Origin of the sequence: Pseudomonas sp. ES1 (assembly GCF_050586605.1) — a bacterium.
In the GTDB taxonomy this organism is placed as follows: Bacteria; Pseudomonadota; Gammaproteobacteria; order Pseudomonadales; family Pseudomonadaceae; genus Aquipseudomonas; species Aquipseudomonas sichuanensis.
Genome location: NZ_JBOBDM010000004.1, coordinates 28,286 through 41,398, shown reverse-complemented (window position 1 = coordinate 41,398; position 13,113 = coordinate 28,286). Strand labels below are relative to the sequence as shown.

At 64.2% G+C, this 13,113-nt stretch carries 15 protein-coding genes; 10 read left to right on the top strand and 5 right to left on the bottom strand.

The window, feature by feature from the left end:
* Nucleotides 1-4 precede the first annotated feature (4 nt).
* The 6 genes from lysS (at nt 5) to ACQ4N9_RS02870 (ending at nt 5,668) form a co-directional block, all read left to right on the top strand.
* The gene (gene lysS, locus ACQ4N9_RS02895) at nt 5-1,507 is read left to right on the top strand and encodes a lysine--tRNA ligase (RefSeq protein WP_390969409.1); all 1,503 of its coding nucleotides are present in this window, start codon (nt 5-7) and stop codon (nt 1,505-1,507) included.
* A 185-nt stretch (nt 1,508-1,692) separates the two neighbouring features.
* The gene (locus ACQ4N9_RS02890; RefSeq protein ID WP_390969407.1) at nt 1,693-2,397 is read left to right on the top strand and encodes a TetR/AcrR family transcriptional regulator; all 705 of its coding nucleotides are present in this window, start codon (nt 1,693-1,695) and stop codon (nt 2,395-2,397) included.
* Between the two features lie 29 nt (nt 2,398-2,426).
* Entirely contained in the window at nt 2,427-2,975 is a 549-nt protein-coding gene (locus ACQ4N9_RS02885) for a hypothetical protein (RefSeq protein WP_390969405.1), read from the top strand.
* 197 nt (nt 2,976-3,172) lie between these two features.
* Complete coding sequence (locus ACQ4N9_RS02880) at nt 3,173-4,450, top strand: flavohemoglobin expression-modulating QEGLA motif protein (RefSeq protein ID WP_347149844.1); 1,278 nt, start codon at nt 3,173-3,175, stop codon at nt 4,448-4,450.
* Entirely contained in the window at nt 4,422-5,345 is a 924-nt protein-coding gene (locus ACQ4N9_RS02875) for an alpha/beta hydrolase (RefSeq protein WP_390969403.1), read from the top strand. Before ACQ4N9_RS02880 ends, ACQ4N9_RS02875 begins: the two co-directional genes overlap by 29 nt.
* Nucleotides 5,342-5,668 carry a hypothetical protein gene (locus ACQ4N9_RS02870; protein WP_125857655.1) on the top strand — a complete coding sequence of 109 codons (327 nt, stop codon included), beginning with the start codon at nt 5,342-5,344 and terminating at the stop codon, nt 5,666-5,668. Before ACQ4N9_RS02875 ends, ACQ4N9_RS02870 begins: the two co-directional genes overlap by 4 nt.
* A gap of 28 nt (nt 5,669-5,696) precedes the next feature.
* Here the strand turns inward: ACQ4N9_RS02870 and ACQ4N9_RS02865 are convergent, their stop codons facing one another.
* The 5 genes from ACQ4N9_RS02865 to ACQ4N9_RS02845 form a co-directional block, all read right to left on the bottom strand.
* The gene (locus ACQ4N9_RS02865) at nt 5,697-6,014 is read right to left on the bottom strand and encodes a type II toxin-antitoxin system RelE family toxin (protein ID WP_390969401.1); all 318 of its coding nucleotides are present in this window, start codon (nt 6,012-6,014) and stop codon (nt 5,697-5,699) included.
* Nucleotides 5,968-6,252 carry a type II toxin-antitoxin system Phd/YefM family antitoxin gene (locus tag ACQ4N9_RS02860; protein ID WP_125857657.1) on the bottom strand — a complete coding sequence of 95 codons (285 nt, stop codon included), beginning with the start codon at nt 6,250-6,252 and terminating at the stop codon, nt 5,968-5,970. Before ACQ4N9_RS02860 ends, ACQ4N9_RS02865 begins: the two co-directional genes overlap by 47 nt.
* Before the next feature lie 140 nt (nt 6,253-6,392).
* Nucleotides 6,393-7,181 carry an OmpA family protein gene (locus tag ACQ4N9_RS02855; RefSeq protein WP_390969399.1) on the bottom strand — a complete coding sequence of 263 codons (789 nt, stop codon included), beginning with the start codon at nt 7,179-7,181 and terminating at the stop codon, nt 6,393-6,395.
* Between the two features lie 47 nt (nt 7,182-7,228).
* Complete coding sequence (locus ACQ4N9_RS02850; protein ID WP_390969397.1) at nt 7,229-7,642, bottom strand: DUF4398 domain-containing protein; 414 nt, start codon at nt 7,640-7,642, stop codon at nt 7,229-7,231.
* Between the two features lie 262 nt (nt 7,643-7,904).
* Complete coding sequence (locus tag ACQ4N9_RS02845; protein WP_125462895.1) at nt 7,905-8,249, bottom strand: pilin assembly protein; 345 nt, start codon at nt 8,247-8,249, stop codon at nt 7,905-7,907.
* Nucleotides 8,250-8,393: 144 nt separating this feature from the next.
* Between ACQ4N9_RS02845 and ppc the strand changes: the two genes are divergently transcribed.
* From ppc to ACQ4N9_RS02825, 4 genes are all read left to right on the top strand, one after another.
* Nucleotides 8,394-11,021, top strand: coding sequence for a phosphoenolpyruvate carboxylase (gene ppc / locus ACQ4N9_RS02840; protein ID WP_390969395.1), 2,628 nt, complete (start codon nt 8,394-8,396; stop codon nt 11,019-11,021).
* Between the two features lie 258 nt (nt 11,022-11,279).
* Nucleotides 11,280-11,930: an adenylate kinase gene (gene adk, locus ACQ4N9_RS02835; RefSeq protein WP_028691565.1), complete on the top strand. Its 651-nt coding sequence runs from the start codon at nt 11,280-11,282 to the stop codon at nt 11,928-11,930.
* A gap of 90 nt (nt 11,931-12,020) precedes the next feature.
* Nucleotides 12,021-12,695: a tRNA (adenosine(37)-N6)-threonylcarbamoyltransferase complex dimerization subunit type 1 TsaB gene (gene tsaB / locus ACQ4N9_RS02830; protein ID WP_125462897.1), complete on the top strand. Its 675-nt coding sequence runs from the start codon at nt 12,021-12,023 to the stop codon at nt 12,693-12,695.
* Nucleotides 12,696-12,825: 130 nt separating this feature from the next.
* Complete coding sequence (locus ACQ4N9_RS02825) at nt 12,826-13,110, top strand: hypothetical protein (RefSeq protein ID WP_110995541.1); 285 nt, start codon at nt 12,826-12,828, stop codon at nt 13,108-13,110.
* Nucleotides 13,111-13,113: the final 3 nt, after the last annotated feature.

Here is a 13,113-nt window from a genome sequence, read left to right as displayed (position 1 = left end):
CGACATGAGCGACCTCAAGACCGAATCGCAAGACCTGCAACAGGAAGAAAACGCCCTGATCGCGCTGCGCAAGGAAAAGCTTGCCGCCGAGCGCGCCAAGGGCAACGCCTTCCCCAACGACTTCCGTCGCGACAGCTACTGCAACGACCTGCAGAAACAGTACGCGGACAAGACCAAGGAAGAGCTGGAAGCAGCCGCGATCCCGGTCAAGGTGGCTGGCCGCATCATGCTCAACCGTGGCTCGTTCATGGTGATCCAGGACATGACCGGTCGCATCCAGGTCTACGTGAACCGCAAGACCCTGTCCGAAGACACCCTGGCCGCGGTCAAGACCTGGGACCTGGGCGACATCATCAGCGCCGAAGGCACCCTGGCCCGTTCCGGCAAGGGTGACCTGTACGTCGAAATGACCAACGTGCGCCTGCTGACCAAGTCGCTGCGCCCGCTGCCGGACAAGCACCACGGCCTGACTGACACCGAGCAGCGCTATCGCCAGCGCTACGTCGACCTGATGGTCAACGAGGAAACCCGCCACACCTTCCGTGTGCGCTCGCAGGTGATCTCGCACATCCGCAAATTCCTCATTGAGCGCGACTTCCTCGAAGTCGAAACGCCGATGCTGCAGACCATCCCCGGCGGCGCCGCGGCCAAGCCGTTCGAAACCCACCACAACGCGCTGGACATGGCCATGTTCCTGCGTATCGCCCCGGAGCTGTACCTCAAACGCCTGGTGGTCGGTGGCTTCGAGAAAGTCTTCGAGATCAACCGCAACTTCCGTAACGAAGGCGTCTCGACCCGGCACAACCCCGAGTTCACCATGCTCGAGTTCTACCAGGCCTACGCCGACTACAACGACAACATGGACCTCACCGAAGAGCTGTTCCGCGAACTGGCGCAGATGGTACTGGGCAGCACCGACGTGCCGTACGGCGACAAGGTGTTCCACTTCGGCGAGCCGTTTGTGCGCCTGTCGGTGTTCGACTCGATCCTCAAGTACAACCCTGAGCTGACCGCTGCCGACCTGCAGGATGTCGACCGCGCCCGCGACATCGCCAAGAAGGCCGGTGCCAAGGTGCTGGGCCACGAAGGCCTGGGCAAGCTGCAGGTGATGATTTTCGAAGAGCTGGTGGAGCACAAGCTGGAGCAGCCGCACTTCATCACCGAGTACCCGTTCGAAGTGTCGCCGCTGGCCCGTCGCAACGACGACAACCCAGCCGTGACCGACCGCTTCGAGCTGTTCATCGGTGGCCGCGAAATCGCCAACGCCTACTCCGAGCTCAACGACGCCGAAGACCAGGCCGAGCGCTTCCTGGCCCAGGTGGCCGAGAAAGACGCCGGTGACGACGAAGCCATGCACTACGACGCCGACTTCGTTCGCGCCCTGGAATACGGCATGCCGCCGACCGCTGGTGAAGGCATCGGTATCGACCGCCTGGTCATGCTGCTGACCAACTCGCCGTCGATCCGCGACGTGATCCTGTTCCCGCACATGCGCCCGCAGGCCTGAGTGTCCTGAACAAGCCGCCTTTCGAGGCGGCTTTTTCATGCCTGTACACTTGTACTGGCTGTACCGGCATCTTCGCGGCTAAAGCCGCTCCTACAGGGACCGTGCAGTACTTGTGGGAGCGGCTTTAGCCGCGAAGAGGCCGGCACTGAAAAACATTTTCATGAGGTATCACCGTGACACCTGCCATGCCTCACCAAGGCGCCGCCGGCATCGCCACCGCCGTCGCCGAAAGCGTGCAATACCAAGGCCGCAAGACCGCCCGCCAGGGCAGCGAGCAGCGCCGCCAGCAGATCCTCGACGCTGCCATGCGCATCGTCGTGCGCGACGGTGTGCGCGGTGTGCGCCACCGTGCCGTGGCCGCCGAGGCCGGCGTGCCGCTGTCGGCCACCACGTACTACTTCAAGGACATCCAGGACCTGCTGGCCGATACCTTCGCCCAGTACGTCGAGCGCAGCGCCGCCTACATGGCCAAGCTCTGGGCCAACACCGAAGGCGTGCTGCGCCAGTTGCTCGCCCAGGGTGACGGCAGCCCGCAGGCGCGGGCGCGCCTGGCCGACGAGGTGGCGCGCATGACCGCCGACTACGTGATCCGCCAGCTGCACAACCGTCGCGACTTCCTTATGGCCGAGCAGGCCTTCCGCCAGGAAGCGCTGCTGTGCCCACGCCTGGCCGAACTGGTGTGCGCCCATGAGCAGATCCTGCTGCACGGCGCGCGGCAGATGCTTCAGGTGGTCGGTTCACGCCAGCCCGAGCAGGATGCGCAGATGTTGACGGCGATAATCGAGCAGATGGAATATCAGGGCCTGCTCAAGGACGCGAATGCGCAGGCCGATGAGCAGATGCTCGCTATCCTTGTCCGATACCTGCAGATGGTGCTGGCCTCGGCTTGAGCTGCGAACGAATTCTCAAGGAGAACCCGATGAAAGCCTGGCGTGTGGTGTTGTTGACGTTGTCATTCCTCTTGCTGGGCGGTTGTCTGGTGGCCTTCCATGAACCGCTGCCGAGCAATCAGGCAGCGCCCAAGGCCCTGCTTGGCAAGTGGAGCAGCAAGGACGCCTGGGGCGAGCCACTGAAACTCACCATCAGCCGCAGTGGCGGCGATGCCTACAAGGCGGTGGCGACCGCCAAGGGCAAGGCCCCAGAAGAGTACGTGTTCACGGTGTCGCGCCATGGCAACCGCTGGTACATGTCGGCCGGTGTGCCCAAGCGGCTGGGGGGCAACTTCCTGATTGGCGGTTTCGATATCGTCGAGGGCAAGGAACTGGTGGTCTACAACCTCGATGTCGAGCAGGTGCGCCAGGCCGTCGACAAGAAGGAACTGAGTGGGCGAAGCATCGAAGTCCCCGAAGAGAATGGCGAGGGTGTGTTGATCGACAGCCCGTCGGCGCGTGTGCTGGCGTACCTGGACGATCCGGCCAACTCCGACATGTTCGTCGAGGTGGCGCGCTTCCAGCGCTCCGGCAAATGACCGTGTCGGCCTCTTCGCGGCTAAAGCCGCTCCCACAGGTGCATTACCCGGCCTGAGGGCTGCGATATCCCTGTAGGGGTGGCTAAAACCGCTGCCACAGGTGCATTGCCCGGCCTGAGGGCTGTGATATCCCTGTGGGAGCGGCTTCAGCCGCGAAGAGGCCGGTTCAGGTGTCTTGTTCTTGAAAGGAGTCCCCGGTGGACGAGTACCAGCAGACCATACGTACGTTGTCCGACCGCATCGTGGCCGCGCAAACCCCCATTCGCGTGCTCGATGCAGTGAAATGGGACGACGGCATCCGCCAGGGCTTCCTCAAGGCCAAAGGCAAGGAACCACCCGCGGTGGACCGTGCCTACTACCAGAGCCGGCCCTTGTCGTTCGACTCCAGCGCGGTGAAGGCCGAGTTCCAGAACATCGAGCGTGACATCACCCGCCAGCTTGGCCAGTTCAACCCGGTCGGGCAGATCATGCGACGCATGTGCAAGGAATACCGCATGGTGGTGCGCATGCTCGAAGCACGCGGCACCGAGGACTTCGGGCTGATTTCCCAGGAACTGTACGGCGCGGCCTCCGACGCTTTCCATGCCGGTGACCCGACCCTTGCCGACCTGGGGCTGATGCTCTCGGATTACCTGAACAACATCGACGGCCGTGGCGACCTCAAGGACGAGCCGAAAAACCTCACGGCGAAAGAGGCGGTGGCGATCCTCCAGCGCCGCCTGAACAAGGTGTTCGGCGAGGCCGAGGAAACCATTCGCGTATTCGAGTCGGACGGCATCGTCGCCGACGCGGCGGCCGGCGCCGACTACATCAAGGTGCGCGCCGACGCAATGTTCAACAACCGCGACGTGCGCGCCCTGGAGGTACACGAAGGCCTGGTGCATGTCGGCACCACCCTCAATGGCCTGAACCAGCCGATCTGTACCTTCCTGGCCAAGGGCCCGCCCTCGTCCACGGTGACCCAGGAGGGCCTGGCCATCCTGATGGAAGTGATCGCCTTTGCCTCCTACCCCAGCCGCCTGCGCAAGCTCACCAACCGCACCCGGGCCATCCATATGGTCGAGGAGGGCGCGGACTTCATGCAGGTCTACGAGTTCTTCCGTGGCCAGGGCTTTGAGATGGGGCAGAGCTACAGCAACGCCAGCCGGGTGTTCCGCGGCTCGGTACCCAATGGCCTGCCATTCACCAAGGACTTGTCCTACCTCAAGGGCTTCATCATGGTTTACAACTACATTCAGTTGGCCGTGAAGAAGGGCAAGCTGGAGCAGATCCCCTTGCTGTTCTGCGGCAAGACCACCCTGGAAGACATGCGCACATTGCGCCAGCTGGTCGAAGAAGGGTTGGTGGAGCCACCCAAGTACCTCCCGGAGCAGTTCCGCGACCTCAACGCCCTGTCGGCCTGGATGTGCTTCTCCAACTTCCTCAACCACCTGAGCCTGGACCGCATTGAAGCCGACTACGCGAACATTCTCTGACGCCTTTCGTCACCTCGCCTTCGGCCTTGGGCTGCTGCTGTTGAGTGGCTGCAGCAGCCTGCTGTTCTACCCTGAGCGCGGTCAGCCGTTCACCCCCGAGCGGGCCAAACTCGACTACCGCGATGTCACCCTGACCACCGCTGACGGCGTTCGCCTGCACGGCTGGTGGTTGCCGGCCAAGGCCGGTGTCGAGGTCAAGGGCACGGTGCTGCACCTGCATGGCAACGGCGGCAACCTGGCGGGCCACCTGGGTGGCAGCTACTGGCTGCCGGAGCAGGGGTACCAGGTGCTGATGATCGACTACCGGGGCTATGGCCTGTCCCAGGGCAAGGCCACCTTGCCTGAAGTCTATGAAGACATCGCGGCGGCCATGGCCTGGCTGGACCGCGCGCCCGAAGTGCAAGGCAAGCCATTGGTGCTGCTGGGCCAGAGCCTCGGCGGCGCCATGGCCATCCATTACCTGGCGGCGCACCCGCAGCAGCGCGAGCGCTTCCATGCGCTGGTGTTCGACGGTGTGCCGGCCAGTTACCGGGCGGTGGGCCGCTATGCCCTCAGTACCTCGTGGATGACCTGGCCGCTGCAGGTGCCGCTGTCGTGGCTGGTGCCCGACGGCGACAGCGCGATCCGCTCCATCGAACAGCTGGCCAGCCCGCCGAAGCTGTTCTTCCACAGCATCGATGACCGGCTGGTGCCCCTGGACAATGGCATTCGCCTGTACCAGCACGCTCCGCCCCCGCGGGTGCTGCAATTGACCCGCGGCGGCCACGTGCAAACCTTCGCCGACCCGACCTGGCGCCAGGTGATGCTGCGCTTTCTGGACGACCCCGCGCATTTCAACGGCCTGCGCCGCTTGGCCGAAGTACCCAACTACCCTGAGGAGAAGAACAAGCAATGAGTGAAGAACGCAACGCCATCCCGCTGATCCTGACCGGCGTCGGCAGCATCATCGTGACGGTGGGGGCCCTCTGGTATTACGGCTACCTGCATTTCGCCAAGCCTGAAGATGCCCTGTTGCTGCAGGACTTCACCATGCTCAAGACCATCCCGGGCGAGGACTATAAAGTCTCGCTGGACCCGGCACCGCAGGTGGCGCAATGCCTGGATGGCGTGCTGGTGCTGTTCGATACCCAGCAGAAGGGGTTGACCGGTGTGCTGGTGGACAACCGCAAGCGCGCGGTGCGCTGCATGGGCGAGGAGACGCCGCAGCAGGTGCAGTGATCGATGGGGCCGTCGCAATACGGCCCGATTAGTTCAATCGCGCGCTGGCGACTGAATAGACATCGCATCTTTCACGTTTGCCGATCGCGATGACAAGCACTACCACGCGCTGATCAATCACCTTGTAGACCAAGCGGTAGCCGGCTGATCTCAATTTGATCTTGTAGCAATCGGCCATGTTGTTGAGCCGGTCTTTTTCGACTCTGGGCTGAGCCAGTCGAGCCTTGAGTTTCTTGGCAAGCTGCAGGCGCAACTTGGGCTCGAGCTTGCGGTATTCCTTCTGCGCCCGTGAATCAAACTCAAGGTTGTAGCTTGCTGTCGCGCTCTGCGTCGGCGATGAGTTCATCGATATCCACCCTCACGGTAGGCCCGCCAAGTCGCTGGCGTACCAGTTCGGCCAGTTGGATATCGTCAATCAGATCCATCATCGCCTCGTAGCGCGCTGGTGGTACTGCGTAGAAGGCAGGCTCGTTCCGATTGAGGATCACCACGGTTTCACCGTGCGCTTCGCGAATGGTGCCCATTGGGTCTTTCTTAAGGTCGGTGATGGATGCTGCCAGATCGGCGAGGACGTGGAAGGTCATAGTTGTATCAACCCTTTTATCGAGAAGAATGGCTGCGTCAGTCTAGTGCTTTGAAAGGTGTCTTTAAAGGTGCTTTTGACGAAAGGCCAAACATGAAAAAACCCGCCATCAGGCGGGTTTTTTCATTCAGCCAGCAGCCCTCATTGCACTTGGCTCACCGCCCGCGGCATCACCGGCTGGTTATCGTTGGAGATGGTCACCTCCACCCGACGGTTCTGCGCACGGCCGGAGTTGCTGCCGTTGTCGGCCACCGGATACTCCTTGCCGTAGCCCTGGGCGACGATGCGCGCAGGATCCACCCCAGCACGTACCAGCGCCATGCGCACGGCAGCGGCGCGGCGCTCGGACAGGCTCTGGTTGTAGTTGGCCGAGCCGACGCTGTCGGTGTAGCCCTCGACGATCACCTTGCGCTCCGGGTTCTCCTGGAGGAACTGCGCCAGTTTGGTGACGTTGGGGTAGGCACTGCTCTTGAGTTCGGCCTTGTTGAAGTCGAACAGTACGTCGCCGAAAGTCACCAGCGTGCCGCGCTCGGTCTGCTTGGCATTGAGGCTGTCCTGCAGCTTCTTGATCTGCGCGTCACGGGCATCGAGCTTGGCCTGGGCGCGTTGCGCGGCAGAATTCTTCAGCTCGGCCTCGGCCGTGCGCAGGGTGATGGTCTGCTTGGCCACTTCGACGCGCTGGTTGGTGAGGTAGGCGAACTGGTCGACCTTCTTGCTGTCCTCACGCTCCATATAGGCCTTGTCGGCCTTGTTCAGCCAGTCCTGGGCGTCCTTGGTTTCGAGGGCGGCTACCTTGCTCGACTGTGGGTCGCTCTGCAGCGCCGAGAAATTGCTGCGGGCCGATTCGAGGTTGGCGTTCGGGTCGTGGGAGCAGGCGGCAAGGCCGACGCTCAGGGCCAGCAGGGCGGGAATCATGACGTAATTGCGCATAGTGTTCATCCTTTGATCGTTAGCGAAGGCTTGGTGGCGCGGCAGGCCTATTCGGCGCTGCGCAGGCCTTCTTCACGTACGTCCTGGACACCCTGGCGGGCGTCCTGCGCAGCCTTCTGGGCCTTGGCGGCCTGGGCCTTGCGTTCAGCGACACGGGCATCCCATTCAGCCTGTTCGGCGAGCATGCGGGCCTGGTCGTATTGCTTGTCGTGCATGGCAATCTCGGCCTGCTTGAACTTGTCCTGGGCCGCTTTCATTTCCACCGCGGCGAACTCGGTACCGCCGGCACTGACCGCAGCGTTCACTGCCGACTGGCTGACGGCATACTGTTCGGTGGGCGGCTTGCCGGCGCAACCGGCCAGCACCAGGCTGCTGCCCAGGGCCAGTGCGGCCAGCTTCAGCCCGCGCAGGTGAGTGGTGGAGGGTTTGGCAATGCGGGTCTTCATGGTGGTCAACTCCATTGGGTCACTCCTGTTAACGACGATGTCCGCGACCGGTCCATCGTTGTTCCCTAGCCAAGGCGTGCGCTGCAACGCCCGTGTTTGCAGGGTTTTGCCGTGATGGCTACTGGCTGTGACCGAGGCGTTTTTTGGATAGTTCAGAAAAATTGCTGTGCTAACGAAGTTTTTTTCTGACTGATTGGTCAGCGCGAAAAGGCCGGAACTTTGCGCTGCGCGGGAGGTATCTGCGGGCCCTTTAGGCAAGGCCCGCAGAGGGCGAGATCTAGTGGCGTTCGTTTTTGCCCGGGCTGCCGAGCGCTGCCAGATGACGGCGGGAGAGGGCGAGGAAGCGGGGGGTAGGGCCGATGTCCTCGTACAGCGGATCACCCTCTTCATCGGTGGCGATCACTTGGCGGCCCTTGATGTAGGGGAAGCTGGCTTCCAGCTCTTCGAGCGCGGCGGCGACCAGTTCGCCAAGCAGCTCTTCAGGGCTGCGCTTGGGGTACATCTCGGTCAGCGCGGCCAGGCGCGCTTGGGCTTCCATGTCCAGGTGCAGGACATGCCCGGTGGGGCTCAAGCGTCCGGCGGCATTCTGTTCCCAGTGCTGGGCGAGTTCGCGGATTTTCATGATGACCTCTGTCAAAGCCTCGAAAGTGGCATTGCTTCGGATGACCACTCTTCACTTTAGTTGCTTTGCCCGCGTCCGGCTTGCCAGGCGCGGCCTGGAGTCGGCACTCTTGGGGCTTGCTGTTTCCTGGAGTGGAGAGGCCCGATGAGCGATATCGATCTGCGTTTGCGCGAGGATGTGCATCTTTTGGGGGAGCTGCTTGGCGAGACCATCCGCCAGCAGCATGGCGAGGCGTTCCTGCAGAAAATCGAGGACATCCGCCACAGCGCCAAGGCCGACCGGCTGGTGGAGGGTGAAAAGCTCAGCTCGACCCTGGGCGACCTGGCCGAGGAGGACCTGCTACCCGTGGCGCGGGCCTTCAACCAGTTCCTCAACCTGGCCAACATCGCCGAGCAGTACCAGTTGATTCGCCGTCGCGATGCCGACCAGCCGCAGCCTTTCGAGGCGCAGGTGCTGCCCGAGCTGCTGGCGCGGCTCAAGGCGGCCGGGCACAGCGACGATGCACTGGCCCGGCAGTTGGCCAAGCTCGACATCCAGCTGGTGCTCACCGCCCACCCCACCGAGGTGGCCCGCCGTACCCTGATTCAGAAATACGACGCCATCGCCGCGCAACTGGCAGCCCAGGACCATCGCGACCTGAGCCCCGCCGAGCGCGGGCAGGTGCGCGAGCGCCTGCGCCGGCTGATCGCCGAGGCCTGGCACACCGAGGAGATCCGCCGCACCCGACCCACGCCGGTGGACGAAGCCAAATGGGGTTTCGCGGTGATCGAGCATTCGCTGTGGCAGGCCATCCCCAGCCACCTGCGCAAGGTCGATGCGGCGCTGTTCCAGGCCACCGGCCTGCGCCTGCCGCTGGAGAGCGCACCGATCCGCTTCGCCTCGTGGATGGGCGGCGACCGTGACGGCAACCCCAATGTCACCGCCAGCGTGACCCGCGAAGTGCTGCTGCTGGCACGCTGGATGGCCGCCGACCTGTTCCTGCGCGATATCGAGCACCTGGCCGCCGAGCTGTCGATGCAGCAGGCCAGCGCTGCCTTGCGCGAACAGGTCGGCGACAGCGCAGAGCCTTACCGCGCGCTGCTCAAGCAACTGCGCGACCGTCTGCGCGCCACCCGTACCTGGGCCCAGGCGTCGTTGGCTGCTGCGCAACCGGCCAGCGCTGCCGTGCTGGTCGACAACCGCGAGCTGATCGCGCCACTGGAGCTGTGCTTCCAGTCGCTGCATGAATGTGGCATGGGGGTGATTGCCGACGGGCCGTTGCTCGACTGCCTGCGCCGGGCAGTGACTTTCGGCCTGTTCCTGGTGCGCCTGGACGTGCGCCAGGATGCCGCCCGCCATCGCGATGCGCTGAGCGAGATCACCGATTACCTGGGGCTCGGGCGTTACGCCGAATGGGACGAAGCGCGGCGCATCGAGTTCCTCCAGGCGGAGCTGAAGAACCGCCGCCCGTTGCTGCCCGGGCACTTCAAGCCCCAGGCCGATACCGCCGAAGTGCTTGCCACCTGCCGCGAGATCGCCGCGGCGCCTGCTGCCTCGCTGGGTTCCTATGTGATCTCCATGGCCGGCGCGGCCTCCGATGTGCTGGCGGTGCAACTGCTGCTCAAGGAAGCCGGGCTGACCCGGCCGATGCGTGTGGTGCCGTTGTTCGAGACCCTCGCCGACCTGGACAACGCTGGGCCGGTGATGGAGCGCCTGCTCGGGCTGCCGGGCTACCGGGCCGGCTTGCAGGGGCCGCAGGAAGTGATGATCGGCTATTCCGACTCGGCCAAGGACGCCGGCACCACGGCGGCGGCCTGGGCGCAGTACCGCGCCCAGGAGCAGTTGGTGCGCATCTGCCGCGAACACCAGGTCGAGCTGCTGCTGTTCCATGGCCGTGGCGGTACGGTCGGGCGCGGCGGCGGCCCGGCCCATGCGGCCATCCTGTCGCAGCCGCCGGGGTCGGTGGGCGGACGCTTCCGTACTACCGAGCAGGGCGAGATGATCCGCTTCAAGTTCGGCCTGCCGGGGATTGCCGAGCAGAACCTCAACCTCTACCTGGCCGCGGTGCTGGAGGCGACCCTGCTGCCGCCACCGCCGCCGCAACCGGCCTGGCGCGCACTGATGGACCAGTTGGCCGCCGACGGGGTCGCGGCTTACCGCGGCGTGGTGCGGGAGAACCCCGACTTTGTCGAGTACTTCCGCCAGTCCACCCCGGAACAGGAGCTTGGCCGCCTGCCGCTGGGCAGCCGCCCGGCCAAGCGGCGTGCCGGGGGCATTGAGAGCTTGCGGGCAATCCCATGGATTTTCGGCTGGACCCAGACCCGCCTCATGCTGCCGGCCTGGCTTGGCTGGGAAACGGCGCTGAACAATGCCCTGGCCCGTGGCCAGGGCGAGCTGCTGGCGCAGATGCGCGAGCAGTGGCCGTTCTTCCGCACCCGTATCGACATGCTCGAAATGGTGCTGGCCAAGGCCGATGCGCAGATTGCCGAGGCCTACGACCAACGTCTAGTGCAACCGCAGCTGCTGCCATTGGGTGCGCATCTGCGCGACCTATTGTCGCAGTCGTGCCAGGTGGTGCTGGGCCTGACCGGGCAGTCGGTGCTACTGGCGCACAGCCCAGAAACCCTGGAATTCATCCGCCTGCGCAACACCTACCTCGACCCCTTGCATCGCCTTCAGGCCGAGCTGCTGGCCCGCTCGCGCAACCGCGAAGCCGCTCTGGACAGCCCGTTGGAGCAGGCCCTGCTGGTCACTGTGGCGGGCATCGCGGCGGGGTTGCGCAATACCGGTTGAGGCGCTCAAGCGGCGCTTGCGGTCGGCAAGCCATCAGTTGCCGACCCTGAACCCGAGGGCTGGTTGCGCCGGGCGCAACCGGGGCCTCGCGGGGCTGCGACGGACGCTTTGCTGCCCCGTTGGGACGCTTGTCGGGGGGGCGGGGGCTGTGTATCTTGAGCAGCCTTTGGACCGATTTTGCGGTCTCGACCGATTTTCCGGAGTTGGCCTTGTGCGCCGAATCCGTTGATTTGCATAGAAAAATATGAGGAGCACAAGATGCGTGTAATTCTGCTGGGAGCTCCCGGGGCCGGTAAAGGTACTCAGGCAAAGTTCATCACCGAGAAGTTCGGCATTCCCCAGATCTCCACCGGCGACATGCTGCGTGCTGCCGTCAAGGCCGGCACCCCGCTGGGCCTGGAACTGAAGAAAGTCATGGATGCCGGCCAACTGGTCTCCGACGAGCTGATCATCAGCCTGGTCAAGGAGCGCATCGCCCAGCCGGACTGCGCCAACGGCTGCCTGTTCGACGGTTTCCCGCGCACCATCCCGCAAGCTGAAGCCATGGTCGCCGCCGGTGTCGACATCGACGCCGTGGTCGAAATCGCCGTGGACGACGAAGAGATCGTCGGCCGCATGGCGGGCCGCCGCGTACACCTGGCCTCGGGCCGCACCTACCACATTCAGTACAACCCGCCGAAAGTGGAAGGCAAGGACGATGTCACCGGCGAAGACCTGATCCAGCGCGACGACGACAAGGAAGAAACCGTGCGTCATCGCCTGTCGGTCTACCACAGCCAGACCAAGCCGCTGGTGGACTTCTACCAGAAGCTGTCGGCCGCCAACGCCGGCAAGCCGAAGTACAGCCACATCGAAGGCGTCGGCTCGGTCGAGTCGATCACCGCCAAGGTGCTGGCAGCCCTGAGCTGATCCATCACCGTGCGTCACGACGGCCCGCTTGCGGGCCGTTGTCGTTTATACTGCCGCTCTTTTTCCCCTGTCCCTTGGAAACCGCGTTCGATGACCACCTTGCTGGCCCTGGATACCGCCACCGAAGCCTGTTCCGTCGCCCTGCTGCATGACGGCAAGGTGACCAGCCATTACGAGGTGATCCCACGCCTGCACGCGCAGAAGCTGCTGCCGATGATCAAGCAGTTGCTGGCCGATGCCGGCGTGGCGCTGAGCGCCGTGGATGCCATCGCCTTTGGTCGCGGCCCGGGCGCCTTTACCGGCGTGCGGATTGCCATCGGGGTGGTCCAGGGCCTGGCCTTCGCCCTGCAGCGCCCGGTGCTGCCGATCTCCAACCTGGCCGCGCTGGCCCAGGGCGCGTTGCGCGAGCACGGCGTGCAGCAGGTTGCCGCTTCCATCGATGCGCGCATGGACGAGGTGTACTGGGGCTGTTACCGGGCGGAGCAGGGTGAAATGCGCCTGGTCGGCCAGGAGGTGGTGGTGGCACCAGAGCGCGTCAGCTTGCCTGAAGGCCTGGCCGGCGAGTGGTTTGGTGCCGGTACTGGCTGGAGCCTGGCCGAGCGCCTGGCGGTGCAGGCCAGCGCCAGCGATGCCGCCGCACTGCCCAATGCCCTGGATATCCTCACCCTGGCCAGCCATGCCTGGGCCCGTGGTGAAGCGGTCGCCGCCGAGCAGGCGCAACCGGTGTATCTGCGCGATAATGTCGCTACGCCCAAGGCACGCTGAGGTCGTTCGTCGGCTATCGCCGTTCACGATAAAACCTTTTGCGCGAACTGTGGTCCAGTTATCGTTCGGGCATTAGCGATGGATCTCTGATGCTGCTAAATTGCCATCATTGATCCTGAGTGCCCACGCCATGCGTATCGACGGCTTCTCCTCGCAGAGTTACCCCATCAAGCGCCCGCCGCGCAAAGCGCCGGTGCGTGACGAAGCGATCGATGACGCCGAGATCATCGAAGAGCCCGAACAGCAGGCCAGCCGTGCCAACCGCCGCAGCGCCAACCTGCCGGCCCGCCAGCAGGACCTGATCTTCCCCCGCGCCCGTGACCGGCGTACCTCCACGGCACTGGCCAGCTACCTGACCACCGCGGGCTTCACCGACTGGGATATGGAAGTGCTGGGGCTGGACCTGTACATTTGACGG

What these genes read in the sequence shown, in the direction of transcription:
- ACQ4N9_RS02870 (WP_125857655.1), top strand. Translation starts at nt 5,342, where the DNA reads ATGAGTGAAGAACGCAACGCCATCCCGCTGATCCTGACCGGCGTCGGC.
- ACQ4N9_RS02885 (WP_390969405.1), top strand. Translation starts at nt 2,427, where the DNA reads ATGAAAGCCTGGCGTGTGGTGTTGTTGACGTTGTCATTCCTCTTGCTG.
- ACQ4N9_RS02845 (WP_125462895.1), bottom strand. Translation starts at nt 8,249, where the DNA reads ATGAAAATCCGCGAACTCGCCCAGCACTGGGAACAGAATGCCGCCGGA.
- ACQ4N9_RS02860 (WP_125857657.1), bottom strand. Translation starts at nt 6,252, where the DNA reads ATGACCTTCCACGTCCTCGCCGATCTGGCAGCATCCATCACCGACCTT.
- lysS (WP_390969409.1), top strand. Translation starts at nt 5, where the DNA reads ATGAGCGACCTCAAGACCGAATCGCAAGACCTGCAACAGGAAGAAAAC.
- adk (WP_028691565.1), top strand. Translation starts at nt 11,280, where the DNA reads ATGCGTGTAATTCTGCTGGGAGCTCCCGGGGCCGGTAAAGGTACTCAG.
- ACQ4N9_RS02865 (WP_390969401.1), bottom strand. Translation starts at nt 6,014, where the DNA reads ATGAACTCATCGCCGACGCAGAGCGCGACAGCAAGCTACAACCTTGAG.
- ppc (WP_390969395.1), top strand. Translation starts at nt 8,394, where the DNA reads ATGAGCGATATCGATCTGCGTTTGCGCGAGGATGTGCATCTTTTGGGG.
- ACQ4N9_RS02850 (WP_390969397.1), bottom strand. Translation starts at nt 7,642, where the DNA reads ATGGAGTTGACCACCATGAAGACCCGCATTGCCAAACCCTCCACCACT.
- tsaB (WP_125462897.1), top strand. Translation starts at nt 12,021, where the DNA reads ATGACCACCTTGCTGGCCCTGGATACCGCCACCGAAGCCTGTTCCGTC.
- ACQ4N9_RS02890 (WP_390969407.1), top strand. Translation starts at nt 1,693, where the DNA reads ATGCCTCACCAAGGCGCCGCCGGCATCGCCACCGCCGTCGCCGAAAGC.
- ACQ4N9_RS02855 (WP_390969399.1), bottom strand. Translation starts at nt 7,181, where the DNA reads ATGCGCAATTACGTCATGATTCCCGCCCTGCTGGCCCTGAGCGTCGGC.
- ACQ4N9_RS02825 (WP_110995541.1), top strand. Translation starts at nt 12,826, where the DNA reads ATGCGTATCGACGGCTTCTCCTCGCAGAGTTACCCCATCAAGCGCCCG.